Here is a 25,945-nt window from a genome sequence, read left to right as displayed (position 1 = left end):
GGGAGTCCATGCGGAGCATCGGCGACCGACGACAACGCGGCGAGGTGCGTGCCCCGGCGTCGCGCGCCCGGCGGGAATTGTCAGACACGCCCTAAAGCGTGTCGGCCGGCGTGTCCGGCCGGCCATCCGGCAGTTCGAGCACGGCCAGCACCGGCAGGTGGTCGGTCGCGGCCCGCAGGTCGGCCCCGGCCACGCCGGGCAGGCCGTGCGGCACCCCGCAGCCGAGCACGGTGATCCCGGGCGTGGCGAAGACGGCGTCGATCCGCTGGTAGGGGTTCTCCGGTACGGAGGTGAACTCGCCGCCCCAGGGCGCGGTCGGGTACCCGTCCCACATCCGGGAGGCCAGCAGCTGCCAGCCCGGCCCGTCCGGGTGTTCGTTGAAGTCCCCTGCCACGATGCCCTGTTCGGCGATCGTGAGCTGGTCGAGCAGCAGCTCGAACTGCCCGTACCGCTCCTCGGGGTCGAGGCTGAGGTGGCAGCTGGTGACGCCGAACGGGGCGGTCCCGGGCAGCCGGAGCAGCGCGGTGGCGAAACCGCGGGCGTGCAGGCCGCGGGTCTTGGGCAGCAACCGGTCGTGCACGCCCAGCAGTTCCACCGCGCCGGGCCGGCCCAGCAGCAGCGGGCCCGCGGCGGTCCGACCGCCCCCGGACAGCACGACCGTCCCGGTGCTGCGGGCCAGCCAGGCCGCCTGGCCCTCGGGGCGCCAGTAGCGCGGGGACTCCTGCACGCAGACCAGGTCGGGCGCGCAGGCCCGGATCACCCGGGCGAGCGCGCGCCGATCGTCGCGCAGCGAGCGGATGTTGTAGCTGAGCAGGCGCAGTCGGCGCGGGCCGCCCGGCGGCGGTTCGATGGGCGCGACGGTCATCCGTGGTCCTCCCCTGTGCGGTGTCACCACGGAGGACGGTAGTTTCTGATGCGACGGTGGCGGCGCAGCCGGGATCGGTCGGGGCCCGGTCGCGCCGCCACCGGCGGGTCTCACACCCCTGCGCCGCAGTACCGGCGAAGGGGTCCCCCTGAGCCGCAATATCGGCGAAGGGGAAATCCCACTCAGGTGCGGGCGAGGTCCGCCGCGCCGACGATGCCGGCCGCGGAGCCCATCGAGGCGAGCACGACCTCGGCGCGCGGGCGGTGCACCCCGCCGGTCAGGTAGTGCTCGAAGGCCTTGGCCACCGGGTCGAGCAGCAGTCGGCCGGAGTCGGAGACGCCGCCGCCGAGGACGAAGACGCCCGGGTCGAACAGCGCGGCCAGGTCGGCCATGCCGCGGCCCAGCCAGTCGGCGAGCTCGGCGTAGCACTCCAGGGCGAGCGGGTCGCCCGCCTCGGCCGCCTCGGTGATGTGGATGCCGCGGATGGTCTCGGCGACGCCGTCGTTGAGGTCCAGCATCCGCCGGCCGCGCACCGGGTCGGCCGCCGCCTTCTCCCGGCCGTAGCGGCGCAGCGCCCGCCCGGAGCCGTACTGCTCCCAGCAGCCCTTGCCGCCGCAGCCGCACTGCAGGCCGTCCGGGACCATGTTGAGGTGGCCGATCTCGCCGGCCACGCCGAAGCGGCCGCGGTGCAGCCGTCCGTCGAGGACGATGCCGCCGCCGATGCCGGTGCCGACGGTGATCAGCACCATGTCCTGGTGGTCGGCGGCCGCGCCGAAGCGGAACTCGGCCCAGGCGGCGCAGTTGGCGTCGTTCTCGACCACCGTGGACAGGCCGGTGAGCTCCTCGATCCGCCCGCGCAGCGGCTCGTTCTCCCAGTCGATGTTGGGCGCGAAGATCACCGTGGAGCGGTTGCTGTCGACGAAGCCGGGGGCGCCGACGCCGACGGCGGTGACGCCGGGGTGCTGGTCCTTGAGTTCGCGGACGGCCTGCGCGATGGCGTCGACCGCCCACTGGGGGTCGGCCGGGGTGGGCACCCGGGTCCGAGCCAGGATCGCGCCCGCCTCGTCGACCACACCTGCCGCGATCTTGGTTCCGCCGACATCGACGCCGATGGTCAGAGCCATGTGTCCCTCAGCTATTCACTCGTTCCCGCTGGACGGAACGGTACCGCCCAACCCTGCCCCCGTACACAGCCTCGCATACATTATCCGAAGACAATTCCGGGAAAGCCGGGCCGCGACGCTTCAAAAGTCGTATCTAATCTCCATCTTCGTGACGTAAGAGAGCAACGCGGTCACGCTGCGAAAGTTACGGATTCACTGCTTGGCGGACGGCCCGTCAGCCTCGTCGGCGCCCTCCGCCCGGCCCGGTGCGTCGAGGTCGATCTTCTCCACCGGCGCCCCCTCCCCGGAGGTCCAGCGCTGCTCGTGCCCGGCCACCGCGACCCGGTAGGCGGCCAGCAGTTCGGCACCCGCAGCGGCCAGCCCGGAGCCGGCCGCGGCGAGGTGGGTGTAGACCTCCGGCTGCTGGGTGCGCAGCCGGTCGGCCAGGCCGGAGAGGGCGATCAGGGTGGTGGCGCTCGCCTCCTGGGCCTTCTCGCCGACGGCGTCGGCGAACCGGCGGACCTCGTCCACCAGCGGGCCCAGTTCCGCCCCGAACGGGTGCGACGACCCGCTCCCCTGCTCGCCGCCGGGCTCGGTACGGTCGTCGGTGCTGGTCATCGCGGGCGCCTCCTCAGCCGTGGCCGCACCCCGCGGCCCTTCGGCCCGACGCTACCCGACCGGCCGTACCGGGCCGAAAGGCCGGAAGGCCCGTCAGCCCTGCGGCCAGAGCGCCGGGTCGGGCGCGAACCGCACCGAGAGCACGCCCTCGTGCAGGCCGGCCCCGGCGACGGTGCAGCGGCGCAGCGCGGCGGGCAGCGGGAGCACCCGGCGGTGGGCGCCGAGGCCGATCACCAGGTCGTCGCCCCGGCGGACCAGGTCCAGTCCGGACCGGTCGGCGCCGGGCAGGTCGAGGTGCCAGACCAGCAGGCCTTCCTCGGCGAGCCGGTCCTCGACCGGCCAGGGCTGCGGTTCGAGCCGCTCGGGGCCGGGGCCGTCCCCGTACAGGCGCTCGGCGACGGCCTCCAGGGTGCCCTCGGCCAGGCCGGTGACCAGCACCGGGGCGTCGGTCTCGGCGGCGAGCCGGTCCAGTTCCTGCTGCCGGCGGCGGGCCAGCTCGGCCAGCCAGGGGTCGGGCGAGGCGACGGCGGCCGGGGGCAGCGCGCCGTGCACCACGACGGCGTCCGGCCGGTGCCCGTACAGCGCGAGCCCGGCCCGGACCCGGCGCAGTTGCTCGTACGGGTGGCCGTCGGCGGAGACCACCAGGCGCACGCTGGTGCCCGGGTCGCTGATCGCGGCGCGGGACTCGGCCAGCACCGCGGCGGCCTTGGTGCGCCCCTCGTACAGCCACTCGGCGGGCATCGGGACGCCGGCCAGCCCGGCCAGCAGCGGGCGCAGCGCCCGGGCGGCCTGGCGCTGCTCCGGGACCAGCCGGTCCAGGTAGCGGGTCAGCTGCTCGGGCAGGGCGAGGGTGGCGATCAGCTCGGCGGGGGCCGGGGCGAGCACCACCAGGACGTCGTGGTCGGCGGCGGGCAGGGCGCGCAGCAGGGCGAGCCGGGCGATGCCGGGGAGGGCGGTCAGCTCCTCGGGGTCGAGCTGTTCGGCGCCGAGCAGGTCGAGGGCGGGCTTGAGCCGGCCGGTGAGCTCGCCGACGGCGTAGCGGAAGGCGGCCTGCTCGTCGATCCGGGAGACCGTCAGGCCGGGCGCGTAACCGTACGGTTCGGGTTCCAGGCGGATGCCGAGCGCGGAGTCCAGGGCGCGGTGCGGGTCGTCGGCGGCCAGCAGCCAGGTGCGGTGGCCCTGCCCGGCGGCGTGCAGGGCGGTGGCGGCGGCCACGGCGGGCGCGCCCGCGTCGCCGCTGACCAGGATGGTGCGTGTCGCGGTCATGCCGTCAGCCCCCGTTCCGCCGTGTCAGCCCTCGACGCGCTTCTTCAGTCCGGCCAGCGCGCGGTCGATGATGACCTTCTCGGCCTTGCGCTTGATCATGCCGAGCATCGGGATCTTGACGTCCACGGCGAGCTGGTAGGTGACCTCGGTCCGACCGCCGGCCAGCGGGGCGAGGGTGTAGGAGCCGTCCAGCGAGCGGAGCATCTGGCTGCGGACGAGGGTCCAGCCGACCTCGCGGTCGCCGTCCCAGGTGTAGGCGAGGACGTGCTCGTCGCGGATGGCGCCGGCGTCGAGCAGCAGCCGGACCTTCGCGGCGCGGCCGTCCTCGCCGGTCTCCAGGACCTCGATCTCCTTGACCTCGCCGGTCCAGGCCGGGTAGGCGGCGAAGTCGGCGATCACGGCCATGACCGTGGCCGGGGTCGCGTCGATGGTGATGCTCGACCTGGTGTGCTCCGCCATGGAATGGCCCTCCGCGTCGTCCCTCTGGCTGCCGGTCCGGGTCGAGGCGCGCTCGGCCCGGTCCGCCCGGAGCAGGCTATCGCGACCGGCGATCGACTCGGCCGCGCGGGCACCGGGGCGGGCCGTCGGAGGCACCGGCCGCGGGCCGTCCGGGCCGGTCGGCCGAGCATGCTACCGGCCGGTCACCAACGGGCTGTCGTAGGGTGCCAGTCGAACGACCCGGTCACGGCCTGGTCCGACCCGGCCGGGTGTGACACTTCGAACACCGGGGCCGACCCCCCTGGTCGAAGCTGCCTACCGGGCAGTAACGTCCTGCCGTCCCGCAGCGTCGCGAACGAGGAGCAGTCTTGCTCGACTTCAGCCTTCCGGCCCTCTACCAGGTACCGAGCGGCGGTAACCTCGCCGACCCTGTGCACCGGAACGCCGAGGAGCACCCGGACGTCGCGGTGCTCAGCCGGAAGGTGGACGGCCGCTGGCAGGAGTTGACCTCGGTCCAGTTCCTCGCCGAGGTGCACGCCGCCGCGAAGGGCCTGATCGCCGCGGGCATCGGGCCCGGCGACCGGGTGGGCGTCATGTCCCGCACCCGGTACGAGTGGACGCTGCTGGACTTCGCGATCTGGACGGCCGGCGCGATCACCGTGCCGGTGTACGAGACCTCCTCCGCCGAGCAGGTCGAGTGGATCCTCGGCGACTCGGGCGCGGTCGCCGTCATCACCGAGACCACCCAGCACGTCCAGGTGCTCGGCGAGGTCCGCGACCGGCTGCCGGAGCTGAAGCACACCTGGCAGATCGAGGACGGCGCGCTGGCCGCGCTCGCCGAGGCCGGGCGGGACGTCCCGGACACGACGGTCCACGAGCGCCGCTCGATCGCCGGCCCCGACGACATCGCCACCATCGTCTACACCTCGGGCACCACCGGCCGCCCGAAGGGCTGTCAGCTGACCCACGGCAACTTCCTGGCCGAGTGCGGCAACGTGGTCGAGCGCCTCGCCCCGCTGTTCCGCACCGGCGAGAGCTCCGTACTGCTCTTCCTGCCGCTGGCCCACGTGCTCGCCCGGATCGCCGAGATCGCCCCGGTGATGGCCCCGATCAAGCTCGGCCACGTCTCCGACATCAGGGACGTCACCGCCGAGCTGGCCGCCTTCCGGCCGACCCTGATCCTGGGCGTGCCGAGAGTGTTCGAGAAGGTCTACAACACCGCCCGCGCCAAGGCCCAGGCCGACGGCAAGGGCAAGATCTTCGACAAGGCCGCCGACACCGCGATCGCCTACAGCCGGGCGCTGGACGCCGGCGGCGCGGGCCTGGTGCTGCGGCTCAAGCACGCCGTGTTCGACAAGCTGGTCTACAGCAAGCTGCGCGCCGCCCTCGGCGGCCGGGCCACCCACGCCATCTCCGGCGGCGCCCCGCTCGGCGAGCGGCTCGGCCACTTCTACCGGGGCATCGGCTTCACCGTCCTGGAGGGCTACGGCCTCACCGAGACCTGCGCGGCCACCGCCTTCAACCCGTGGGACAAGCCGAAGATCGGCACGGTCGGCCAGCCGGTCCCCGGCGCCTCGGTCCGGATCGCCGAGGACGGCGAGGTCTACTTCAAGGGCCCGCACGTCTTCACCGGCTACTGGAACAACCCGCAGGCCACCGCCGACACCCTCAAGGACGGCTGGATCGCCACCGGCGACCTGGGCGCGCTGGACTCCGACGGCTACCTGACCATCACCGGCCGCAAGAAGGAGATCATCGTCACCGCGGGCGGCAAGAACGTCGCCCCGGCCGTGATCGAGGACCGGATCCGGGCCCACGCCCTGGTCGGCGAGGTCATGGTGGTCGGCGACCGCAAGCCCTTCATCGCCTGCCTGGTCACCGTCGACCCGGACTTCTTCCCGAAGTGGAAGGAGCTCAACGGCAAGCCCGCCACCGCCACCGTCGCCGAGCTCGCCGACGACCCGGACCTGCTGGCCGCCCTGCAGTCCGCGGTGGACGACGGCAACGCGGCCGTCTCGCACGCCGAGGCGGTCAAGAAGTTCCGCCTGCTGGACACCGAGTTCTCCGAGGAGAGCGGCCACCTGACGCCCTCGCTGAAGCTCAAGCGCAACGTCGTGCTGAAGGACTTCGCCGCCGAGATCGAGGCGCTCTACAAGAAGTGACCGGAGCGTACGGCGAAGGGCCCCGGGATCCCCCGGGGCCCTTCGCCGTACACCGGCCCGCCGGCAGGCCTTAGCCCGCCAGCAGCGAGGTCAGCCGCCCGGCCAGCAGGTCCCAGCGCCAGGAGCGCTCCACCCAGCGCCGCCCGGCCTCGCCGAGCCGCCGCCGCAGCTCCTCGTCCCGGAGCAGCCGGACGATCCGCTCCGCGGCCGCCCCGGCCGAGCCGCCCGGCACCACGTACCCGGTCTCGCCCTCCAGCACCGCGTCCGGCGCCCCGCCGGAGTCCCCCGCGACCACCGGCAGGCCGGTCGCCGAGGCCTCCAGGTAGACGATCCCCAGCCCCTCCACATCGAGCCCGCCGCGCCTGGTCCGGCAGGGCATCGCGAAGACGTCCCCGGCCCCGTAGTGGGCGGGCAGCTCCTCCCAGGGCACCGAGCCGGTGAAGCGCACCGAGGCCCGGACGCCCTTGGCGTCGGCGAGCTTCTCCAGGTCCGCCCGGTACGGCCCGCCGCCGACGATCAGCAGCACCGCGTCCGGCACGTCCGCCAGGATCTGCGGCATCGCCTCGATCAGGGTGTCCTGGCCCTTGCGCGGCACCAGCCGGGAGACGCAGACCACCACCGGCCGGTCCGCCAGCCCCAGCCGGCGGCGCACCTCCGCGCCGCCGGAGCCGGGGTGGAAGGTCGTCTCGTCCACGCCCGGCGGCAGCTGCACCATCCGGGCCGCGGCCTGCGGCCCGACCGCGGCGGCGATCCGCGAGCGGGTGTACTCCCCCAGGTACGTCAGCACGTCGGTGCCCGCGCCGATCCGCCGCAGCAGCTGCCGGGAGCCGGGCAGCTGGGCCCAGGCGGCCTCGTGCCCGTGGGTCATGCCGAGCAGCCGCCCGGCCCCGGCCCGGCGCAGCGCGGGCGCCATCAGGCCGAGCGGGGCGGCCGCGCCGAACCAGACCGAGTCGCACCGCTCCGCCCGCAGGATCTCGGCGGCCCGCCGGGTCACCCGCGGTGTGGGAACCATCACCTTCGTCCGGTCCCGGATCACCGGGAACGGCTGCTCGGCGTCGAAGCGCCGCACCTCCGAGCCGTCCCGCCAGGTCGAGGCGTACACCACGATGCTCCCGGGGGGCTGACGGACCGCCATGTTGTGCACGAAGGCCTGGATGCCTCCCGGGCGGGGCGGGAAGTCATTGGTGACGATCAAGGTTCTGTGCATCAGGCCACGGCTCGCTCGGTCGGGGGGTGCTCGGTGTACCGCTGGGTGATCCGTACGATAGGTCAACACCATGACCCGCCGGGAACGGAACCGCGTACGGCAACCGTTTGACCCCCGGGTCAGTCCTAGTACCTAGGCCGCGGACGCGGCGGCCCGGGCGTCCGTCCGTACGACGCCTCCGGTGAGGACGTCGAGACGAACGAGGAGCGCAGTGGAGTTGGCCCCGGCCACCGAGTCCGGTTCTTCGCGCGGCCGCCTCGGCCGCCCGCTCGGGGCGCTCGCCGCCCTCGGGGCGACCTGGGTGGCCACCCGCACCCTGCTGGTGCTGCTGATGACCGGCGTGCTGAAGGCCCCCGGCGGCGACGTCACCGCCGACGTCTGGATGATCTACCACGCCTGGTACGGCGTGCTGCAGACCGGCACCTTCCCGTTCGACGACGTCACCTGGCAGTACCCGCCCGGCGCCGCGCTGGTGATCCTGCTGCCGGGCCTGCTGCCCTGGTCGTACCTGACCTCGTTCTGGGTGATCTGCGGGATCGCCGACGCCGCCGCGGCCGCGCTGCTGATCCGCACCGGGCTGCGCCGGGGCCGGACCCTGACCGGCGCCTGGCTGTGGGTGGTCGCCGTGCCGCTGCTCGGCCCGATGATCTACAACCGCTTCGACCTCCTGGTCACCGCGCTCACCCTGGCCGGCCTGCTCGCGCTGATCCGCCGCCCGGCGGTCGGCGGGCTGCTGCTGGGCCTGGGCGGCGTGGTCAAGATCTGGCCGCTGCTGGGCCTGATCGGCACGCCGTCCGGCCGCCGCACCCGCCGCGCCTGGACGCTGGCCGCGGCCACCGCCGTCTCGGTGGGCTTCCTGCTCGCGGCCGGCATGAACGGCGCCTTCGGCTTCCTGGCCTTCCAGGGCGCGCGCGGCATCGAGGTCGAGTCGGTCGGCGCGCTGCCGCTGCACATCGCCCGGATGGCCGGGGGCTGGAACGGCAAGGTCACCATGAACTACGGCTCCCCCGAGATGCTCGGGCCGTGGGTCGGCGTGATCAGCAAGGTGATGATGGCCGGCACCGTGCTGGGCTTCCTCTGGCTGCTGCTGTGGCGCTTCACCGCCCGCCGCCGCAACGCGGCCACCATGTACGACGCGGCGCTGTGCGCGCTGCTGATCTTCGTGGTGACCAGCCGGGTGATCAGCCCGCAGTACCTGGTCTGGCTGATCGGCGTGGCGGCGGTCTGCCTGACCGTGCGCGGCACCAGCCAGCGGCCGGTGGCGCTGCTGATCCTGCTCGCCTGCCCGCTCACCCTGCTGGAGTTCCCGACGCTGTTCACCCAGGTGCTCAACAGCGAACCGCTGGCGATCACCGTGCTGGGCCTGCGCAACCTGCTGCTGCTGACCGCCGCCGTGCTCTCCGGCATCCGGCTCTGGCGCTCCACCCGCGCCGCCGCCGCGCCGCTGCCGCCCACCGTGGTGCTCTCCGAGCCCCCGGCCCTGCCGCCCGCCTCCACCTACCCGGTGCGCCCGGGCATCGCCTACGAGCAGGACCTGCTGGACGGCATCGACCAACCGGCGGGCGCCCGGCCGGCGAACGGCCACTGAACCCGGCTCTGTGAGACCCTCTAACGAGAGCTAGCCCTTCAAAGTCGCCACGTCGGCCAGCCAGAGCCGGGTGAACTCCGCCAGTCCGACGCCCAGGACGGCACGCAGCAGCCGGTCGGTGCGCTGCTCCCGGTCCTCGCCCTGCCCGTCGGCCGCGCCGACCGCCCGGTAGAAGGCGACCAGCCGACCGGTGCCGTACCGGCGGGCGATCAGGTCGCAGGCCAGCCAGGACTGCTCGTAGGCCTGGGCGATGCCGGTGGCCCCCGCGGCGAAGTCCGCGTCGGCGGGCAGCGCGGTGGGCAGCTTCCCGGCGGCGACGTCCCCGGCCAGCTCGGGGGCGATCTGCCGGGGGGTGCGCCCGGAGTCGCGGTAGGCGGTCCAGTCGGCGACGCCCTCGGAGAGCCAGAGCGGGGTCCAGGCCCGGGTGTCGGCCCGGGTCGCGACATGGGTGGTCTCGTGGGTGACCACCACCTGCCGGCCGAAGTCGCTGAGCTTCCCGAACGCCTCGGGGTTGATCACCACCCGGTCCGCCGGGGTGTGCAGCGGCGCACCGGGGGCGGCCACTGTGACCGCCGCCAGGCCCGCCCAACCCGCCGGGTCGGCCTCCAACAGGCGGGCGAACTGCGGCTCGGTGGCGGGCAGTTCGAGCAGCAGCCGACCGGACCAGGCCTCGCCCCAGACCGCGCTGACGGCCGGCACCGCGCGGTCCCCCACCGGGACCAGGCCCGCCGGGTCGGGCCCCTCGGCGAGGCCGAGGACCAGGCACCGGGCGCCGGCGGCGGTCCGGACGGCGCCGAGGTCCCAGAGCGCCGGCGGCCCGCCGGTGCCCTCCTCGTGCACGACCCGCCAGCCGCCCTCGTCCCGGACCAGCTCGATCCGGCGCGGGTACACCACCGGGTACTCGTCGTACCCGGCGATCCGCACCACCAGCTCCGCGGCCACGGTCAGCCGGTCGGCGGCGACGGACGACGGCAGCACCAGGTTGCGGTACGACGCCTCGGCCCCGGTGAGCCCCGACCACTCGGGCAGCGAGCGCGCCCGGGCCGCCAGCAGCCCGGCCACCTCGGCGCGCCGGTCGGCGAGCTGCCGCGCCGGCGCCGCCGGGGCGGCCGGGGGCAGCGACAGCTGGGCGAACCCGCCGGCCGCCAGCAGCAGCGCACCGCGCCGGGACAGCGTGCGGCGGGCCGGTGCTATCGGTACCGGCTCCGGGGTCGCGCTCAGAGCCGGACCACCCCCGAGACCGGCATCGCGTTGACGCTCTCGTACCGGACCTTGGCCCCCGGGTACGGGGCGTGCACCATCACCCCGCCGCCGGCGTACATCCCGACGTGGTGCATGTCCCGGTAGAAGATCACCAGGTCTCCCGGTCGCGCTTCGGAGAGGCTGATCCGCTGCCCGGCGTACGCCTGGGCCTGCGAGGTCCGCGGCAGGGTCACTCCGGCCTGCCGCCAGCTGTAGTACATCAGACCGGAGCAGTCGAAGGCACGGGGCCCGGTGGATCCGTAGACGTACGGCGAACCGACCATCCGCACGGCGGCGGCCAGCGCGGCCGCCCCGCGCTCGGAGGCGGCCGGGGTGCTGCCGAGGTCCAGCCGGTCGGTGCCCCGGGTGGCGCGCTGCTCGGCCTCCCGGGCGTCCTGGGCGACCATCCGGACCCGCTCCGCCGCGCCCAGGCTGTTGAGCAGCTTCTGCGCCTTGGCCAGCCGCTGCTGGATCTGCTGCTTGTTCTCGCCCAGCGAGCGGCGGGCCTGGTCGAGTTCGGCGAGCTTGGCCGCGGTCTCGGTGCGGCGCTGGTCGAGCCGGCGCTGACGGGTGACCAGCTCGTGCAGCGTCTCCTGCTGCCGCTCGGCGGCCTGGCCGAGGGTGCGGGCCCGGGCGAGGTAGCCCTCCGGGTCGGTGGAGAGCATCAGCTGGGCGGTCTGGGTCATCCCGCCGCCCCGGTACTCGGCCCCGGCCACCGTGGCCAGGTCGCCGCGCAGCTCGTTGAGCTGCTCCTGACCCTCGGCGACCTCGCCCTGCAGCACGGTGGTCTCGCCGAGGAGCCGCTTCTGCGCCTCCTGGGCGGCGTTGTACTTCTCCGAGGCCTGCTCGGCCTCGTCGTACAGCTGCTCGACCTGCGCCTTGACGTCCTTGCGGTCGGGCGCGTCCGGCGCCCCGGGGGCGGCCTGGGCGCTGCCGGCGGTCGCCACGCCCAGGGCCGTGGTGGCGGCCGCGGTCAGTACCAGCGCACGTGCGAGCAGTTGGGAACGTCGGTGCACGGCCATGGCGGCAGCGGCTCCAGTCCTGCGGCGCGGCCCCGCGGCCGCGCCCCGATGGGCGGCCGTCGAGCGGGAGTCCGGTGGCAGAGGTTAGCGAGTCCGGGCAAGTGAGTCCAAACCCCTCCCGACCCGAATATTTGACCCCTATTCGGACATTCGACCGAGCCGCCGGAAAAGCCGCAGGCCCGGCCCTCCGTGGCGGAGGGCCGGGCCCGGGAAAGCCTGGCCGGCGTTCTGGCGGAGTCCGGATCAGACCCGAACGATGGAAGCCAGCGGCATGTTGGAGACGGCCTCGTAGCGGACCGAGGCGCCCGGCTTGGGAGCGTGCAGCACCTGGCCGTTACCGGCGTAGATGCCGACGTGGTGGGCGTCCCCGTAGAAGATCAGCATGTCGCCGGGCTGGGCCTGGGAGATGTCCGAGCCGATCCGGGTGCCGGCGCCGGCCTGCTCCTGCGAGGTGCGCGGCAGCGACACGCCGGCCTGGTTGAACGCCCAGACCATCAGGCCGGAGCAGTCGAAGGAGCCGGGGCCGGTGGCGCCCCAGACGTACGGGCTGCCGACCTTGGAGGCGGCGGCGGCCAGTGCGGCGGCACCGTGCGAGCTGCCCGGGGCGACCTTGACCGGCGCGGACGTCGAGCCCGAGCCGAGGTCGCTGCGGCTGTTGTCGCGCGAGGCGCGGTCCGGGGCCGACTGCTGGGCGGCCTTCGCGGCGGCGTCCGCCTTGGCCTTGGCGTCGGCGGCGGCCTTGTCCTCGGCCGCCTTGAGGGCCTGGCGCTCCTGCTCGGTCAGCGTGTTGAGCAGGTCCTGGGCCGCCTTCAGCTTGTTCTGGACCTCGTCCTTGGAGGCCTTCAGCTGGGTGGTGGTGGACTCCAGCTCGGCGAGCTTGCCCTGGGCCTCGGTGCGGTCCTGGTCCAGCTTGCGCTGCTGCTCCTGGAGCTGCTTCAGCTGGTTCTTCTGGGTGCTGCCGGCCTGATTGAGCGCACCGGCCTGGTTCAGGAAGTTGTCCGGGCTGGAGGAGAACATCAGCTGGACGGTCGGGGATATGCCCCCGTTGCGGTACTGCTCGCCCGCGATCTCCGCGAGGCCGCCCTGCAGGTCGGTCACCTGCGACTGCTGCCGGGCCACCTGGTCCTGCAGGCCGGAGACCTGCTTCTCCAGCTCCTGCTGCTTCTCCTGGGCGGCGTTGTACTTCTCGGTCGCCTGCTCGGCCTGCTCGTTGAGCTGGTCGACCTGCTCCTTGACCTGGTCCTTGGTCGGCTGCGGGTCGGCGTGCGCGCCGGACTGCGCGGAGAGGGCGACGGCCGCGGCGGCGACGCCGGTGAGGATCGAGACACGAGCGCGGCTGGCGGGCTTGGGACGACGATGGGACGCCACGAAGGCGGACTCCTTCTTCCTACGTCCGCCTACCGGGTGAGCTGACGGGTTCGGGCCGGAAGCATGCCCTACGACGCCTCACCGGCCACTAGCGCGGCCGACCTGGCGCCGATTCACCCCGGAGGAACGTGTGGTTCCCCGGCTCCGCTCCGCAGCGCCCCCGACTACTGGGCTCCCCTGTCGGGCAGTCGCTTCGACCTGCCCCGCTGTTTCGCGAACTCGGCGGTAACCACCGCCGCCACCCAGGCTGGGTGATCGACAGTGCGGTGGTTCGGAGCACGACCCTAGTAACTGAACCGTGATCCGTTCAAATCCTTGTCAGAAAAAAGACGGAAGATTACCCAGGTTCTTTTGTGAAAATGACTGATCGTGATCGCCACCGTACGCAAAGCTGATCAGGTCTCATCGCTCGACCGCTGAACGGGCCAACCCGAAGCGCCACCCCCGATCGGAGGGTGGCGCGGATCACAGGGTCGGAACGGGGCTCGCGGCGTGTCGTTCCGTCAGATCCGGCGGATGGTGTTGATCGACATCGCGTCGGCCTTCATCACCTTCACCACGTCACCGGTGTGCGGCGCGTGGACCACCATGCCGTTGCCGATGTACATCGCCACGTGGTGCATGTCCCCGCCGTAGATCACCAGGTCGCCCGGCTGGGCCGTGGCCAGCGTGACGGCGGTCCCGATGTGGCCCTGCTCCTGCGAGGTGCGCGGCAGCGAGACGCCGGCCTGGCCGTACGCCCAGACCATCAGACCGGAGCAGTCGAAGGTGCTCGACCCGGTGGCGCCCCACACGTACGGCGAGCCCTGCTTGCTCATCGCCTTCGCCACGGCCACCGCCGCGTAGCCGCTGGCCGGCGGCAGGTTGCTCAGGTCGACCCGGTCGCTGCCGCGCGAGGCGCGGTCGTCCTGCTGCTGCTGGGCCCGCAGCGCGGCCCGGTCGGCGGCGCTGAGCGAGTTCAGCAGGTCCTGGGCGGACTTCAGCTTGGTGTTGACGTCCGACTTGGCCTGGTTCAGGTCCTTGGTGGTGGAGTCCAGCGAGGCCAGCACGGCGGCCGCCTCGGCCTTCTCCTGGTCCAGCCGGCGCTGCTGGTCGAGCAGGCCCTTGAGCGCCTCGGTCTGGCTGGCGCTGGCCTGCTGGACGCTGGACGCCTTCTCCAGGTAGCCGGACGGGTCGGAGGAGAGCATCAGCTGGACGGAGGGGTCGATGCCGCCGGTGCGGTACTGCTCGCCCGCGACCTGGGCCAGGCCCACCTGCAGCTGGCTCATCTGGTCCTGGCTGCGGGCCACCTGGTCCTGCAGCTGGTCGGCCTGCTTGCGGAGCTGGTCGGCCCGCTCCTTGGCGCCGTTGTACTTCTCGGCCGCCTGCTCCTGCTCCTGCTGGAGCTGGTCGATCTGCGCCTTGACGTCCGACTTGTTCGGCTGCGGCGCGGCGTGCGCGGCCACCTGGGCGGAGAGGGCGACCGCGGTCGCAGCGGCCGCGGTGAGCACGGAGACCCGCGCGCGGCTCGGCTGCTTGGGACGGCGGTGGGAGGCCAAGGGACCGGCTCCTTCTTCCATCGGACTCACCTGATCAGGTGAGATTCCGGAAAATAGGTTTGACGCCAGACCCTAGTGAAGATCTATCCGTTTTGCCACTCCCCCGAAGGCGTGAACTCCGGTTCCCCCACGGGCTTCACCGGATCCGCACACCCCCGCGGTCACCGCACTGAGCTGCCGTCACGCCCTCCGGCCCCGGTCAGGGCCGGGCCAGCCGGTTCAGCAGCAGCACCGAGGCCACCGGGCGCGCGCCCGCCTTCCGCACGCCCTCCGCGATCTCCCGGTCGGTGGACACCACCACCACCGGACGGCCCTGGGGCTCGGCCCGGACCAGACGACGGATCAGCTCGTCCGCGGTCTCCCCGGTCCGGCTGAACCGTACCCGCACCCCGCGCGGCGGCGCCATGATGACCGGGACGTCCAGGTCCTGCCCGTCGAACACACAGGTGACCTCCGCCTGGGTGCGCTGGGCCAGCATCGCCAGTCCGCCCAGCAGCCGGATCCGCTGCTGCTCCAGCGGCAGCGTCGGGTACCCGGTCTTGGTCACGTTGTAGCCGTCCACCACCAGGTGCACCTGCGGGATCGCCAGGAGCTGGTCCAGCAGCGCCGGATCGTCGTCGGCCAGGCCGCGCCGGGCCACGTCGTGCGGCGAGGCCGCCCCCGGCACCACCGCCTCGACCAGGTCCGCCGGGCGGATCTGGGAGACCGGCAGCGCCAGCTCGCGCTGCAGGCCCTGCGCCGACTGCAGCACGGTGTCCAGCAGCAGCCGCAGCCGCATGTCCTCGACGCTGCGCCCCTCCCGGGCCGAGCGGCGGCCCTGCTCGACCGCGTTCTCCAGCTCGGACACCCGGTGCCGCAACCGCCGGGCCTCGCCCTCGGCCGCACTGCGCTCACCCGTGGCCTGCGCCTTCACGGCCTCCAGCTCCCCGGACACCCGCCGGGTCTCGGCCTGCGCCCGGCGGGTGTCGCTCTCCAGCGACCGCACCTTCTTGCGCAGCGACTCGGCCTCCCGCCGGACCCCCTCGGACTCCGCCCGCTGCCGGTCCAGGTCCGCCCGCGCGGCGGCCCGCACCTCGGCGAGCTCGGCCTGCAGCTTCTCCACCAGCCGAGTGGCCTCCGCCGCCGCGTCCTCGGCACCGGCCCGCTCGACCTCCTCACCCACCTCGGCGACCAGCCGGCTCCAGCCCGCCGAACGCACCAGGTAGGCGGCGGCCGCGACGTCCATCGGATCGGCGGCGCCGGGGACGCTGCCCGACTCCAGCGCCTTCACCAGGTCCGGCTGGCCCAGCCGCAGCCGCTCCGCTATCCGCACCCGGAAGGCCGGCTCGGACTCCAGCGCGGCCGCCAGCGCGGTGGCCGCGTACTTGGCCCGCCGCGCGGGGGTGAACTTCACGTACTGACGCAGGCTCTGCGGCAGCTCCCCGGGCGGCAGCCCGCCCAGCGCGTCCGAGGCCAGGCCGACCACGCGCCGGCGCACGCCCTCGGGCAGCGGCCGGTCCAGCTTCTCCACCGGGCGCTCGACGGCGCCACCGGCCGGGTCCGGGAGCGGGGTCTCGAACGGGGCCGCCCCGTCCTCCGACGCCGGTGCCTGCGCAGCGGGCTGAAGCCCCTGCGCGTCGGCGGGCTCCCTCGCTGCGTCCACCACGTCCTCGGCTCCGATCCTGGTCCAGCGGGTACGGCCGACGGCCGCCCCTGTCGTCACGCTCCGTGCGTCTTGTCTGTATTGTCCCGTGCGGTGGACGGCCGCGTCACGCGCCGCCCACCGCACCGGCCGGGATCAGCCCTGCTCGGCGGGGGCCTCCGCACCCTCGGCGCCCGGGCGGGCCACCAGCTCGACCTGGTCCACCGCGTTGCACCAGCGGCACCGCACCGACTCGACCGTCTCGCTGTGCACCTCGGTCTCCTCGACCTTGGAGTCGCCGGCCAGGTCGAAGTGGAGGAACTCGGTGACCCGCGCGGTGCGGGTCACGTCGAAGCGGGTGAGGTTGCCGCACAGCGTGCAGCGCCAGCGCGTCTCGGCGGTCAGGGCGGGGACGGTCATCGGGGGATCCTCTCGGCTGGTCCCTGGGCGGTCAGGCGCTCCCCCGGAGCCCCGGCATCGGCGGCGGGAGGCGGGATCGCCCGGCCCAAGCCTATTGCCTGGGGCAACCGTCACGACCACCGGTCAGTCGAACTTGATGGCTAGTCCACCTGCCGTAAACGGGCGTGTCATGTGCGGTGTCCGGAGGAATGCTTGGCCGCATGGCGCTCGCGGCCCCCGACCACACCGATGCGCGGGACGGCCGCCCGGCGGTTCCCGCCCCGGCCGTCACCTACGCCCTGATCGCGCTCAACACCCTGGTCTTCCTGCTCGGCCCGGCGGCCGGCCTGAACCCGCTGTACGGCACCGGCCAGGCCCGGATCTGCGCCGAGCAGCGCTACGAGCAGCGCTGGGGCGCCGTCCCCGCCGAACTGCTGACGGGCCACCCGCTCACCGCCGAGCAGCTGGCCGAGGCCCCCGCCCCGGTCCCCGGCTGCCCCGCCGCCCCGACCCCGGGCAAGCACCCGGCCGTGTCCGCCCTCACCGGCCTCTTCCTGCACGCCGGCTGGCTGCACCTGCTGGGCAACCTGCTCTTCTTCCACGTCTTCGGCCCCACCGTCGAACGGCGGGTCGGCCGGGCCAGGTTCCTCCTCTTCTACCTGGCGGCCGGCAGCCTGGCCTCGTACGGCTTCGCGCTCGCCGAGGCACACTCCCCCGACTCCACCCGGGTCCTGATCGGCGCCTCCGGGGCGATCTCCGCCGTGCTCGGCGCCTACCTGCGCTTCCACCCGCGGGCCAGGGTGACCACCCTGGTCCCACTGCTCCTCTTCCTCCCGCTGCGCTTCCCGGCCTGGCTGGTGCTCGGCCTCTGGTTCGCCCTGCAGTGGTGGTCGGTGCACTCGGCCGGGCCCGGAGTGGCCTACCTGGTGCACGTGATCGGCTTCTCGGCCGGCTTCCTGTACGCCTGCACCGTCGTCGGACACCCCCCGAGACGACCCGGCTGAGGCCCGATACGCTGACCGCACCCCATGAAGGAGCCCGCACCGTGATCACTGCCATCGTCCTGATCAAGACCAGCGTCGACCGCATCCCGGAGATCGCCGAGGCCATCGCCGCGATCGACGGCGTCAGCGAGGTGTACTCGGTGACCGGCGGCTACGACCTGGTGGCGATGGTCCGGGTACGCCGTCACGACGACCTCGCCGACGTCATCCCGGGCCGGCTCAACAAGGTCCCGGGCGTGGCACACACCGAGACCCAGATCGCCTTCCGCACCTACTCCCAGCACGACCTGGAAGCGGCCTTCGCGCTCGGCCTGGACGAGTAGGACGACGCGTGGGGCTCAGCCCTCGCGACGGGTGTCGACGACGCAACGGCCGCCCTCGTTGCGGTAGTTCCACGCCGCGCCGTCGGTGACCAGCTCGCGGACGGCGGTCAGGAAGCGCTCCACGTGCTCGTCCGGCGTGCCGGCCCCGAAGCTCACCCGGATCGCGTTCAGGCTGCGCTCCCCGGGCAGCGAGGACTCCGGCGCCCCGCACTCGGACGGCGCCACCTCCTCCTCCCCGAGCAGCGTCCGCACCAGCGGGTGCGCGCAGAACAGCCCGTCCCGCACCCCGATGCCGTACTCGGCCGACAGCGCGGCCGAGAAGTGCGAGCTGTTCCAGCCCCGGACCACGAAGGACAGCACGCCCACCCGGGCCGAGCCGGCGCCGAACAGGTTCAGCACCCGGACCTCCGGGATCTCCGCCAGCCCCGCCGTCAGCCGCTCGACCAGCTGCCGCTCCCGGGCCTCCAGCGCGTCGAAGCCGGCCTCGGTGAGCGCCCGACAGGCCGAGGCGATCGCGTAGGCGCCGATCACGTTCGGCGAACCGGCCTCGTGCCGGGCCGGGCCGGTGTGCCACTGCACCGCCACCGAGCCGTCCAGCTCCCGGGCCACCGTCCGGGTCGCCCCGCCGCCGGCCAGGTACGGCTCGGCCGCGTCCAGCCAGTCCGACCGACCGGCCAGCACCCCGGCCCCGAACGGCGCGTAGAGCTTGTGGCCGGAGAAGGCGATCCAGTCGACGTCCAGTTCGCGGACCGAGACCCGGTGGTGCGGGGCCAGCTGGGCCGCGTCCAGCACCACCCGGGCGCCGTGCCGGTGCGCGGTCGCGGTCAGCTCGGCGACCGGCCACAGCTCGCCGGTCACATTGGAGGCGCCGGTGACGCACAGCAGCTTCGGCCCCTCGGGCGCCGCGGCCAGCGCGCTCTCCAGCGCCGCCACCGCCTCGGCCCGCGAGCGCGGCGCCCGCAGGTAGTCGACCTCCAGCCCCGCGTGCGCCCAGGGCAGCAGCGAGGCGTGGTGCTCGGTCTCGAAGGCGAACACCCGGGTGCCGGCCGGCACCGCGCCGGCCAGCAGGTTGAGCGAGTCGGTGGTGGCCCGGGTGAAGACCACCTGGTCGTCGGCGCGCAGGTCGAGGAACTCGGCGACGGTCCGCCGGCTCTGCTCGAACAGGTCGGTGGACAGCTGCGACAGGTACCCGGCGCCGCGGTGCACGCTGCCGTAGTACGGCGCGTAGGCGGCGACGTCGTCCCAGACCCGCTGGAGCGCAGGCGCGCTGGCCGCGTAGTCGAGCGCCGCGTAACCGACCTTCTCGCCGCTGGCCAGCGGGACCTGGACGTCCTGGCCGAGGACGGCGAGCGGGGCGAGGGTTTCGACGGAGACGGACATGAGGATGCACTCCTTCTACGGGTCAGGGACCCCCGGGAGTGCTGCTCGTCGGGCGTCCGCGCTTGTCGCACGGACGGCTTCCGGCGACCCGGTCCTCACCCAGGGCACCCCGCCACGGACGGAGGGTTGCCGGACAGCCAGCTGGGGCTTGACGCTGTCACTCATGACCTGGCGAAGACTCTAGGTCGGGTACGTCGGACGGTCAAACAGTCATCCACCATCCGGACAGTGTTCTCGCCCGCTCGCCTCCGGGGCGCTCTGATCCGGTGCCGACGGTCGGCGCTCCCTCGCTCCTTCGTCGCTCCCTCGCTTCTCCCTTTCGGCACCGGCGCGCCCCTTCGGCTCGGGGCGGGGCACCGGGGGGCGGGGCGGGCGGAAGGGCCCGGGTCGGACGGGAAGGGCCCGGGGCGGCGGAACCGGCCCGGGCCCTCAACTGCCGCCTCAGATCCGGCTGGTGGCCTCCGACCAGCGCCGCAGCAGATCCTGCGCCCGGCCCGAGTCGATCGCCTCGGCCGCCCGCACCATGCCCGCCGCGAGCTGCTCCGTCAGCGGCGCGTCACCCAGGTCGAGCGCGACCAGTGCCGCCGCGGTGTTCAGCAGGACGGCGTCCCGCACCGGCCCGCGCTCCCCCGCCAGCAGTCGCCGGGCGACCTCCGCGTTGTACGCGGCGTCGGCCCCGCGCAGCGCCTCGATGCCGACCAGCTCGATGCCGACGTCCCGCGGGTCGAAGGTGGTCTCGGTGACCACCCCGTCGCGCACCACCCACACCTGCGAGGTGGTGGTGATGGTCAGTTCGTCCAGCCCGTCGTCGCCGCGGAACACCAGCGCGGTCGCCCCGCGCCGGGCCAGCACCCCGGCGATCAGCCCGGCGAGCCGGGTGTCGAAGCAGCCGACCGCGTGCGCGGTGACCTTGGCCGGGTTGGTCAGCGGACCGAGGATGTTGAAGGCGGTCGGCACCCCGAGGTCGCGTCGCGCGGTGGCGGCGTGCCGCATCGAGGGGTGGAACTTCGCCGCGAAGCAGAAGGTGAGCCCGACCTCCTCGGCCACCTGGGCCACCCGCCGGGGCGACAGGTCCAGCGCGACCCCGAGCTTCTCCAGCACGTCCGAGGAGCCGCTGGTGGAGGAGGCCGACCGGTTGCCGTGCTTGACCACCTTGGCCCCGGCCGCGGCCGCGACGATCGCCGACATGGTGGAGATGTTGACGGTCTTCGCCCGGTCGCCGCCGGTGCCGACGATGTCGACCGCCGGGCCGGGGATGTCCAGCGGCTCGGCGTGGTCGTACATCGCGTCGACCAGGCCGGAGATCTCCTCGACCGACTCGCCCTTGGCCCGCAGCGCCACCATGAACCCGGCCACCTGGACGGGGGACGCCTCGCCGCTCATGATCCGGTCCATCGCCCACGCGGTGGAGGAGCGGTCGAGGTCCTCCCCCTTCAACAACGCCGCCAGGAGGTCCGGCCAGGTGCGGACCACCTGCGCGGGGTCGGTACCACCGTTCGCAGGGTTCACGTTCACCATGGCTGACTCCAGCTGTTGTCGGTTCCCCGCTCCGGGGGACGTCCGTACGGATGGAGTCAGCCTATCGAGCGGCGGGGCGGCTACGGCCCCGACTTCTCTCCTACTGAGACGGCACCGCTCAACGGCTCGCCGGGGCCCGCTTGGCCAGCCGGGCCCGCAGCAGGACGGCGACCGCCTCGGCCAGCGCCACCGGGTCCACCGGGTGGGAGATCGCGGCATCGGCCCGGCTCCAGGCGGCCAGCCAGGAGTCCTGCGGCCGGCCGATCAGCACCAGCACCGGCGGGCAGCCGTAGATCTCGTCCTTGAGCTGGCGCCCGAGGCCCAGCCCGCCGGCCGGAACCGCCTCGCCGTCCAGCACGCAGAGGTCGATGCCGCCCTTCTCCAACGCCTTGAGCACCGCGGGGGTGGTCGCGCACTCCAGGTAGGACAGCTCCGGAAGATCCTCGGCGGGCCGACGGCCGAGGGCCGTCAGCACCTGCTCGCGGGTGTTGCGGTCGTCGCTGTAGACGAGGACGGTGAGCGTCTCGTCGGTCGTGTACGCCATGGACCCTGCTCCCTCAAGTGTGATCCGGACCACGTTCACCTGATCCGGATGCTACCCCCGTTTCCCCCGTCACCGGTCCCCCTCGCGCACGTTCCCCCTCAAGCCGACGCGCCCGCCGCTCACCCGCCCGGAGGACGGCCCGTCACCCCACCCCGCCCGGTCCACCCGGACGGCCCATCCGGGGTCCTCTCCCCTACAACCCGCGACTGCGCCGTCCGCGCAACGACGCACTGGGCAAGGGGGTGGCGGGCCCGACAGAGGAACCGTCAGAAAAGGGACACCCCACTGCTCAGCCCCCGTACGGCCCCCTCGCCGCCCTTCAAGCGGGCATACCGCACGCACCGGACACTCCGAGGGACACCCCCCGACGTGAAGACGGAATAAGGGACCGACATAATGTCCGTCGTGGCGACAGCAACAGCAACAGAAACCGGGCACGCGCACGGATCGGTCAATCGACCGAACATGGTCAGCGTCGGAACGATCGTCTGGCTCAGTTCCGAGCTGATGTTCTTCGCGGCGCTCTTCGCGATGTACTTCACGCTCCGCTCCGTCAAGGGAGCCGAGTTCTGGGCCGAGAAGGCGCACGCCCTCAACGTGACGTTCTCCTCGATCAACACCACGATCCTGGTGCTCTCCTCGCTCACCTGCCAGCTCGGCGTGTTCGCCGCCGAGCGCGGTGACGTGAAGAAGCTCCGCGCGTGGTTCGCCCTCACGTTCTTCATGGGCGCGATCTTCATCGGCGGTCAGGTCTACGAGTACACCGAGCTGGTCAAGAACGACGGCCTCTCGCTGTCCTCGGACCCGTACGGCACGGTGTTCTACCTGACCACCGGCTTCCACGGTCTGCACGTGACGGGCGGTCTGATCGCCTTCCTGCTGGTCCTCGGACGGACGTACGCAGCCAAGCGCTTCACTCACGAGCAGGCCACCGCCGCGATCGTCGTGTCCTACTACTGGCACTTCGTCGACGTCGTGTGGATCGGTCTGTTCGCGACCATCTACCTGATCAAGTAACCAGCTGATCAGGTCGCTGGCCACCGGCTGCGGCCCCCGCCCTCACCGGCGACGGGCCGCTTCTGCCGGTGCCGACGCTCCCACCGACCGACCGCGCGCGCAGCCTTGGACAGGCAGCCTCGTGCCGGCCAGACCGGCAGCCGGGTGCACCCACCAGTCGACCAGATCCTGACACCGGGGTTATTCCGTGAAAAAGCTCTCCGCACGACGGCGCCACCCATTGGCGGCGCTGGTCGTCCTACTTCTCGCCCTGGCGGCAACCGGGGGGCTGTACGGCATGTTCGCGCCCGCCGACAAGGCGCAGGCCGACGTCGCCGCGCAGTCGCTCGCGATCGATGAGGGCAAGAAGCTCTTCGCCGTCGGCTGCTCCTCCTGCCACGGCCTGAACGGCCAGGGCAGCAGTGACGGTCCGAGCCTGGTCGGCGTGGGCTCCGCCGCCGTCGACTTCCAGGTCGGTACCGGTCGCATGCCGGCCCAGCAGCCCGGTGCCCAGGTGCCGCGCAAGAAGGCCATCTACACCCAGGGCGAGATCGACCAGCTCGCCGCCTTCGTCCAGTCGCTCGGCCCCGGCCCGATCGCCCCGGACGCGAAGCAGTACTCCTCGACCAACCCTGACGACATCTCCAAGGGTGGGGAGCTGTTCCGCACCAACTGCGCCCAGTGCCACAACTTCGCCGGTCAGGGTGGTGCCCTGACCAAGGGCAAGTACGCCCCGTCGCTGGAGGGCGTGGACGCCAAGCACATCTACGAGGCCATGCAGACCGGCCCGCAGAACATGCCGTCGTTCCCGGACAGCACCATGCCCGAGGAGCAGAAGAAGCAGATCGTGGCCTTCGTCCGCCACACCACCAACGATGAGCCCAACCCCGGCGGTCTCACCCTGGGCAGCCTCGGTCCGGTGACCGAGGGTCTGTTCGGCTGGATCTTCGGCCTCGGCACGCTCATCGCGGTCGCGATCTGGGTCGCCGCCCACACCACCAAGGCCAAGAAGTCATGAGCCACGACATGTCAGAAGACAAGCTCCCGGAGCCGCACGGCTCCGCCGGCGAGGTGGCCGACCACGGCAACCCGTTCGCCGACCCGGGCCTGCCGGCCCACGAGCCCCGCCGCACCGACATCGACGAGCGGGCCGCCAAGCGCGCCGAGCGTCAGGTCTCGCTGATGTTCGTGGTCTCGATGCTCGCCACCATCGGCTTCATCGCCTCCTACGTGGCCATCGACCCGGACAAGATCGTCTACATCTTCCCGCTGGGTCACGTCAGCGCGCTGAACTTCGCACTGGGCCTGACCCTGGGCGTCGCGCTGTTCATGATCGGCGCGGGCGCGGTCCACTGGGCCCGCACCCTGATGTCGGACGTCGAGCTGCCCGCCGAGCGTCACCCGATCGAGGCTGACGACGACGTCCGCAACGACGTCATCGAGCAGTTCAAGACCGGTGCCGCCGAGTCCGGCTTCGGTCGTCGCAAGATGATCCGCAACACCCTCATCGGGTCGATGGCGCTGGTCCCGCTCTCCGGCGTGGTCCTGCTCCGCGACCTGGGCCCGCTGCCGGAGAAGAAGCTCAAGGAGACCGGCTGGAAGGAGGCCACCCCGGCCACCCCGCTGGCGCTCGTCAACATGAGCACCATGCAGCCGATGAAGCCCGAGGACCTCGTCATCGGCTCGCTGACCTTCGCCATGCCGGAGGGTCTCACCACCCACGACGAGGACTTCCAGCAGCGCATCGCCAAGGACGCCCTGATGCTGGTGCGCATCGCGCCGGACGACATCAAGGACGACAAGTCCAAGGAGCTGGGCTTCGAGGGGATCCTCGCCTACTCCAAGATCTGCACCCACGTCGGCTGCCCGATCAGCCTGTACGAGCAGCAGACCCACCACGCGCTCTGCCCCTGCCACCAGTCGACCTTCGACCTGGCGGACGGCGCGCGCGTCATCTTCGGCCCGGCCGGCCACCCGCTGCCGCAGCTGAAGATCACCACTGACGACAAGGGCCACCTGGTCGCCACCGGCGACTTCGCGGAGCCCGTCGGCCCGAGCTTCTGGGAGCGTGCTCGATGAGTAGCGCGAGCAGCACCAAGACCGGTGCCGCCAAGCCCTCCAGCACGCGCGCCAACCCCGCCAACAAGTGGGAGTCCGCGGCGGACTGGACGGACGGCCGGCTGGGGATCTACTCCCTCGCCAAGGCCAACCTGCGGAAGATCTTCCCGGACCACTGGTCCTTCATGCTGGGCGAGATCTGCCTCTACACGTTCGTCATCATCATCCTGACCGGTGTCTACCTGACGCTGTTCTTCAAGCCGTCGATGGCCGAGGTCGTCTACAACGGCTCGTACGTGCCGCTCAAGGGCATCGGGATGTCCGAGGCGTACGCCTCGACGGTGGACATCAGCTTCGAGATCCGCGGCGGTCTGCTGATCCGCCAGATCCACCACTGGGCCGCCCTGGTCTTCGTGGCCGCCATGCTCGTGCACATGATGCGCGTGTTCTTCACCGGCGCGTTCCGCAAGCCGCGTGAGATCAACTGGGTCTTCGGCTTCCTGCTGCTGGTCCTGGGCATGTTCGACGGCTTCTTCGGCTACTCGCTGCCCGACGACCTGCTGTCCGGCACCGGTATCCGCTTCATGGAAGGCGCGATCCTCGCGGTCCCGCTGGTCGGCACCTACATCCAGATGTTCCTGTTCGGGGGCGAGTTCCCCGGCCACGACATCGTGCCGCGGTTCTTCACCATCCACGTGCTGCTGATCCCGGGCATCATGCTCGGCCTGCTGGTGGCGCACCTGATCCTGGTCTTCTACCACAAGCACACCCAGTGGGCGGGCCCGGGCAAGACCGAGAAGAACGTCGTCGGCATGCCGCTGATGCCGGTCTACATGGCCAAGGCCGGTGGCTTCTTCTTCCTGGTCTTCGGCATCATCGCCGCCATCTCGGCGATCGCCACGATCAACCCGATCTGGGCCTACGGCCCGTACCGTCCGGACCAGGTGTCGACCGACGCCCAGCCCGACTGGTACATGGGCTTCTCCGAGGGTCTGATCCGCGTCATGCCGGGCTGGGAGATCAGCCTGTGGGGCCACACCCTGAACCTGGGTGTGTTCATCCCGCTGATGATCTTCCCGCTGGTCCTGGTCGCCATCGCGGTCTACCCGTTCATCGAGGGCTGGATCACCGGCGACAAGCGCGAGCACCACATCCTGGACCGCCCGCGCAACGCCCCGGTCCGCACGGCCCTGGGTGCGGCCTGGATCAGCCTGTACCTGGTGCTGCTGATCGGTGGTGGCAACGACCTGTTCGCCACGCACTTCCACCTGTCGCTCAACTCGATCACCTACTTCGTCCGCGTCGGCTTCTTCGCCGTCCCGGTCATCACCTTCATCATCACCAAGCGCTGGTGCCTCGGCCTCCAGCGCCGTGACAAGGAGAAGGTGCTGCACGGCCGCGAGACCGGTGTCATCAAGCGCCTGCCGCACGGTGAGTTCGTCGAGGTGCACGCCCAGCTGCCGTCGAAGGACCTGCACACCCTCACGGCGCACGAGCAGATCCAGCCGGTCGAGCTGCCGGCCCAGACGGACGAGAACGGCGTGGCCCGCAAGGCCGGCGCCCTCACCCGCACCCGGGCCAAGCTCTCCCGCGGCTTCTACGGCGAGGGCAGCCAGATCCCCAAGCCCACCGCCGAGGAGCACCACGAGATCACCAGCGGCCACGGCCACCACTGATCCCGTACG

23 protein-coding genes and 2 riboswitches are annotated in these 25,945 nt (G+C 72.5%); of the genes, 8 read left to right on the top strand and 15 right to left on the bottom strand.

From position 1 onward, the window contains the following. Window positions 1-91: 91 nt before the first annotated feature. The 5 genes from ACIP4P_RS14485 to ACIP4P_RS14465 form a co-directional block, all read right to left on the bottom strand. On the bottom strand, window positions 92-865 hold the full coding sequence (locus ACIP4P_RS14485; protein ID WP_400917788.1) for an endonuclease/exonuclease/phosphatase family protein: 774 nt from the start codon (window positions 863-865) through the stop codon (window positions 92-94). 182 nt (window positions 866-1,047) lie between these two features. Then, entirely contained in the window at window positions 1,048-1,989 is a 942-nt protein-coding gene (locus tag ACIP4P_RS14480; RefSeq protein WP_400917786.1) for an ROK family glucokinase, read from the bottom strand. Window positions 1,990-2,181: 192 nt separating this feature from the next. Beyond that, window positions 2,182-2,586 carry a DUF5304 family protein gene (locus tag ACIP4P_RS14475; RefSeq protein WP_400917784.1) on the bottom strand — a complete coding sequence of 135 codons (405 nt, stop codon included), beginning with the start codon at window positions 2,584-2,586 and terminating at the stop codon, window positions 2,182-2,184. Window positions 2,587-2,679: 93 nt separating this feature from the next. Further along, window positions 2,680-3,852: an ArsA family ATPase gene (locus tag ACIP4P_RS14470; RefSeq protein WP_400917782.1), complete on the bottom strand. Its 1,173-nt coding sequence runs from the start codon at window positions 3,850-3,852 to the stop codon at window positions 2,680-2,682. A gap of 24 nt (window positions 3,853-3,876) precedes the next feature. Next, a complete protein-coding gene (locus ACIP4P_RS14465; RefSeq protein ID WP_350515651.1) occupies window positions 3,877-4,311 on the bottom strand; it encodes an SRPBCC family protein in 435 nt (144 codons plus the stop codon). A gap of 347 nt (window positions 4,312-4,658) precedes the next feature. On the opposite strand from ACIP4P_RS14465, the gene ACIP4P_RS14460 reads away from it, so the two are divergent. Beyond that, a complete protein-coding gene (locus ACIP4P_RS14460) occupies window positions 4,659-6,452 on the top strand; it encodes an AMP-dependent synthetase/ligase (RefSeq protein ID WP_400917780.1) in 1,794 nt (597 codons plus the stop codon). Window positions 6,453-6,522: 70 nt separating this feature from the next. On the opposite strand, the gene ACIP4P_RS14455 is transcribed toward ACIP4P_RS14460, so the two are convergent. Continuing rightward, window positions 6,523-7,659, bottom strand: a complete 1,137-nt coding sequence (locus ACIP4P_RS14455; RefSeq protein WP_400917779.1) for a glycosyltransferase family 4 protein — start codon at window positions 7,657-7,659, stop codon at window positions 6,523-6,525. A gap of 211 nt (window positions 7,660-7,870) precedes the next feature. On the opposite strand from ACIP4P_RS14455, the gene ACIP4P_RS14450 reads away from it, so the two are divergent. Next, window positions 7,871-9,247 (top strand): glycosyltransferase 87 family protein, encoded by a 1,377-nt coding sequence (locus ACIP4P_RS14450; protein WP_400917777.1) that lies wholly within the window; start codon window positions 7,871-7,873, stop codon window positions 9,245-9,247. A gap of 30 nt (window positions 9,248-9,277) precedes the next feature. Here the strand turns inward: ACIP4P_RS14450 and ACIP4P_RS14445 are convergent, their stop codons facing one another. From ACIP4P_RS14445 to ACIP4P_RS14420, 6 genes are all read right to left on the bottom strand, one after another. Next, window positions 9,278-10,309: a hypothetical protein gene (locus ACIP4P_RS14445; protein WP_400917775.1), complete on the bottom strand. Its 1,032-nt coding sequence runs from the start codon at window positions 10,307-10,309 to the stop codon at window positions 9,278-9,280. 155 nt (window positions 10,310-10,464) lie between these two features. Beyond that, window positions 10,465-11,511: an NlpC/P60 family protein gene (locus ACIP4P_RS14440; protein WP_350515908.1), complete on the bottom strand. Its 1,047-nt coding sequence runs from the start codon at window positions 11,509-11,511 to the stop codon at window positions 10,465-10,467. A 243-nt stretch (window positions 11,512-11,754) separates the two neighbouring features. Then, entirely contained in the window at window positions 11,755-12,879 is a 1,125-nt protein-coding gene (locus ACIP4P_RS14435) for an NlpC/P60 family protein (RefSeq protein WP_400917772.1), read from the bottom strand. A gap of 10 nt (window positions 12,880-12,889) precedes the next feature. Then, a riboswitch (cyclic di-AMP (ydaO/yuaA leader) is annotated at window positions 12,890-13,046 on the bottom strand. Between the two features lie 336 nt (window positions 13,047-13,382). Next, entirely contained in the window at window positions 13,383-14,417 is a 1,035-nt protein-coding gene (locus tag ACIP4P_RS14430) for an NlpC/P60 family protein (protein ID WP_350515906.1), read from the bottom strand. A gap of 199 nt (window positions 14,418-14,616) precedes the next feature. Then, window positions 14,617-15,927: an NYN domain-containing protein gene (locus ACIP4P_RS14425; RefSeq protein WP_400917815.1), complete on the bottom strand. Its 1,311-nt coding sequence runs from the start codon at window positions 15,925-15,927 to the stop codon at window positions 14,617-14,619. A 267-nt stretch (window positions 15,928-16,194) separates the two neighbouring features. Next, window positions 16,195-16,458 carry a hypothetical protein gene (locus tag ACIP4P_RS14420; RefSeq protein WP_400917770.1) on the bottom strand — a complete coding sequence of 88 codons (264 nt, stop codon included), beginning with the start codon at window positions 16,456-16,458 and terminating at the stop codon, window positions 16,195-16,197. Window positions 16,459-16,658: 200 nt separating this feature from the next. On the opposite strand from ACIP4P_RS14420, the gene ACIP4P_RS14415 reads away from it, so the two are divergent. Both ACIP4P_RS14415 and ACIP4P_RS14410 read left to right on the top strand, forming a co-directional pair. Beyond that, window positions 16,659-17,441 carry a rhomboid family intramembrane serine protease gene (locus ACIP4P_RS14415; RefSeq protein ID WP_400917768.1) on the top strand — a complete coding sequence of 261 codons (783 nt, stop codon included), beginning with the start codon at window positions 16,659-16,661 and terminating at the stop codon, window positions 17,439-17,441. A gap of 41 nt (window positions 17,442-17,482) precedes the next feature. Beyond that, entirely contained in the window at window positions 17,483-17,764 is a 282-nt protein-coding gene (locus ACIP4P_RS14410) for an Lrp/AsnC ligand binding domain-containing protein (protein WP_350515903.1), read from the top strand. Between the two features lie 15 nt (window positions 17,765-17,779). Here ACIP4P_RS14410 and ACIP4P_RS14405 read toward each other — a convergent pair whose 3' ends face one another. The 3 genes from ACIP4P_RS14405 to ACIP4P_RS14395 all read right to left on the bottom strand — a co-directional run bounded on the left by ACIP4P_RS14405 (window position 17,780) and on the right by ACIP4P_RS14395 (window position 21,206). Further along, complete coding sequence (locus ACIP4P_RS14405; protein WP_400917766.1) at window positions 17,780-19,144, bottom strand: aminotransferase class V-fold PLP-dependent enzyme; 1,365 nt, start codon at window positions 19,142-19,144, stop codon at window positions 17,780-17,782. 53 nt (window positions 19,145-19,197) lie between these two features. Then, window positions 19,198-19,313: riboswitch (SAM riboswitch) on the bottom strand. 272 nt (window positions 19,314-19,585) lie between these two features. Beyond that, the gene (gene trpD / locus ACIP4P_RS14400; protein ID WP_350515901.1) at window positions 19,586-20,662 is read right to left on the bottom strand and encodes an anthranilate phosphoribosyltransferase; all 1,077 of its coding nucleotides are present in this window, start codon (window positions 20,660-20,662) and stop codon (window positions 19,586-19,588) included. 118 nt (window positions 20,663-20,780) lie between these two features. After that, entirely contained in the window at window positions 20,781-21,206 is a 426-nt protein-coding gene (locus tag ACIP4P_RS14395; RefSeq protein WP_400917765.1) for a hypothetical protein, read from the bottom strand. Window positions 21,207-21,602: 396 nt separating this feature from the next. On the opposite strand from ACIP4P_RS14395, the gene ACIP4P_RS14390 reads away from it, so the two are divergent. The 4 genes from ACIP4P_RS14390 to ACIP4P_RS14375 all read left to right on the top strand — a co-directional run bounded on the left by ACIP4P_RS14390 (window position 21,603) and on the right by ACIP4P_RS14375 (window position 25,936). Further along, a complete protein-coding gene (locus tag ACIP4P_RS14390) occupies window positions 21,603-22,223 on the top strand; it encodes a heme-copper oxidase subunit III (protein ID WP_350515899.1) in 621 nt (206 codons plus the stop codon). Window positions 22,224-22,410: 187 nt separating this feature from the next. Further along, window positions 22,411-23,220, top strand: a complete 810-nt coding sequence (locus ACIP4P_RS14385) for a c-type cytochrome (protein ID WP_350515898.1) — start codon at window positions 22,411-22,413, stop codon at window positions 23,218-23,220. Between the two features lie 8 nt (window positions 23,221-23,228). After that, entirely contained in the window at window positions 23,229-24,281 is a 1,053-nt protein-coding gene (locus ACIP4P_RS14380; protein WP_400917763.1) for a Rieske 2Fe-2S domain-containing protein, read from the top strand. Beyond that, entirely contained in the window at window positions 24,278-25,936 is a 1,659-nt protein-coding gene (locus tag ACIP4P_RS14375) for a cytochrome bc complex cytochrome b subunit (protein WP_400917762.1), read from the top strand. Before ACIP4P_RS14380 ends, ACIP4P_RS14375 begins: the two co-directional genes overlap by 4 nt. The last annotated feature ends 9 nt before the right edge of the window (window positions 25,937-25,945 follow it).

Origin of the sequence: Kitasatospora sp. NPDC089509 (assembly GCF_044749365.1) — a bacterium.
Lineage (GTDB): Bacteria > Actinomycetota > Actinomycetes > Streptomycetales > Streptomycetaceae > Kitasatospora.
The sequence above is the reverse complement of the archived record's forward strand: the minus strand, read 5'-3'. Positions and strand labels throughout refer to the sequence as shown.

Coding starts and splice junctions, on each gene's coding strand:
- ACIP4P_RS14380 (WP_400917763.1), top strand. CDS start 23,229: ATGTCAGAAGACAAGCTCCCGGAGCCGCACGGCTCCGCCGGCGAGGTG.
- ACIP4P_RS14405 (WP_400917766.1), bottom strand. CDS start 19,144: ATGTCCGTCTCCGTCGAAACCCTCGCCCCGCTCGCCGTCCTCGGCCAG.
- ACIP4P_RS14465 (WP_350515651.1), bottom strand. CDS start 4,311: ATGGCGGAGCACACCAGGTCGAGCATCACCATCGACGCGACCCCGGCC.
- ACIP4P_RS14440 (WP_350515908.1), bottom strand. CDS start 11,511: ATGGCCGTGCACCGACGTTCCCAACTGCTCGCACGTGCGCTGGTACTG.
- ACIP4P_RS14390 (WP_350515899.1), top strand. CDS start 21,603: ATGTCCGTCGTGGCGACAGCAACAGCAACAGAAACCGGGCACGCGCAC.
- ACIP4P_RS14455 (WP_400917779.1), bottom strand. CDS start 7,659: ATGCACAGAACCTTGATCGTCACCAATGACTTCCCGCCCCGCCCGGGA.
- trpD (WP_350515901.1), bottom strand. CDS start 20,662: ATGGTGAACGTGAACCCTGCGAACGGTGGTACCGACCCCGCGCAGGTG.
- ACIP4P_RS14470 (WP_400917782.1), bottom strand. CDS start 3,852: ATGACCGCGACACGCACCATCCTGGTCAGCGGCGACGCGGGCGCGCCC.
- ACIP4P_RS14480 (WP_400917786.1), bottom strand. CDS start 1,989: ATGGCTCTGACCATCGGCGTCGATGTCGGCGGAACCAAGATCGCGGCA.
- ACIP4P_RS14420 (WP_400917770.1), bottom strand. CDS start 16,458: ATGACCGTCCCCGCCCTGACCGCCGAGACGCGCTGGCGCTGCACGCTG.
- ACIP4P_RS14475 (WP_400917784.1), bottom strand. CDS start 2,586: ATGACCAGCACCGACGACCGTACCGAGCCCGGCGGCGAGCAGGGGAGC.
- ACIP4P_RS14485 (WP_400917788.1), bottom strand. CDS start 865: ATGACCGTCGCGCCCATCGAACCGCCGCCGGGCGGCCCGCGCCGACTG.
- ACIP4P_RS14415 (WP_400917768.1), top strand. CDS start 16,659: ATGGCGCTCGCGGCCCCCGACCACACCGATGCGCGGGACGGCCGCCCG.
- ACIP4P_RS14395 (WP_400917765.1), bottom strand. CDS start 21,206: ATGGCGTACACGACCGACGAGACGCTCACCGTCCTCGTCTACAGCGAC.
- ACIP4P_RS14375 (WP_400917762.1), top strand. CDS start 24,278: ATGAGTAGCGCGAGCAGCACCAAGACCGGTGCCGCCAAGCCCTCCAGC.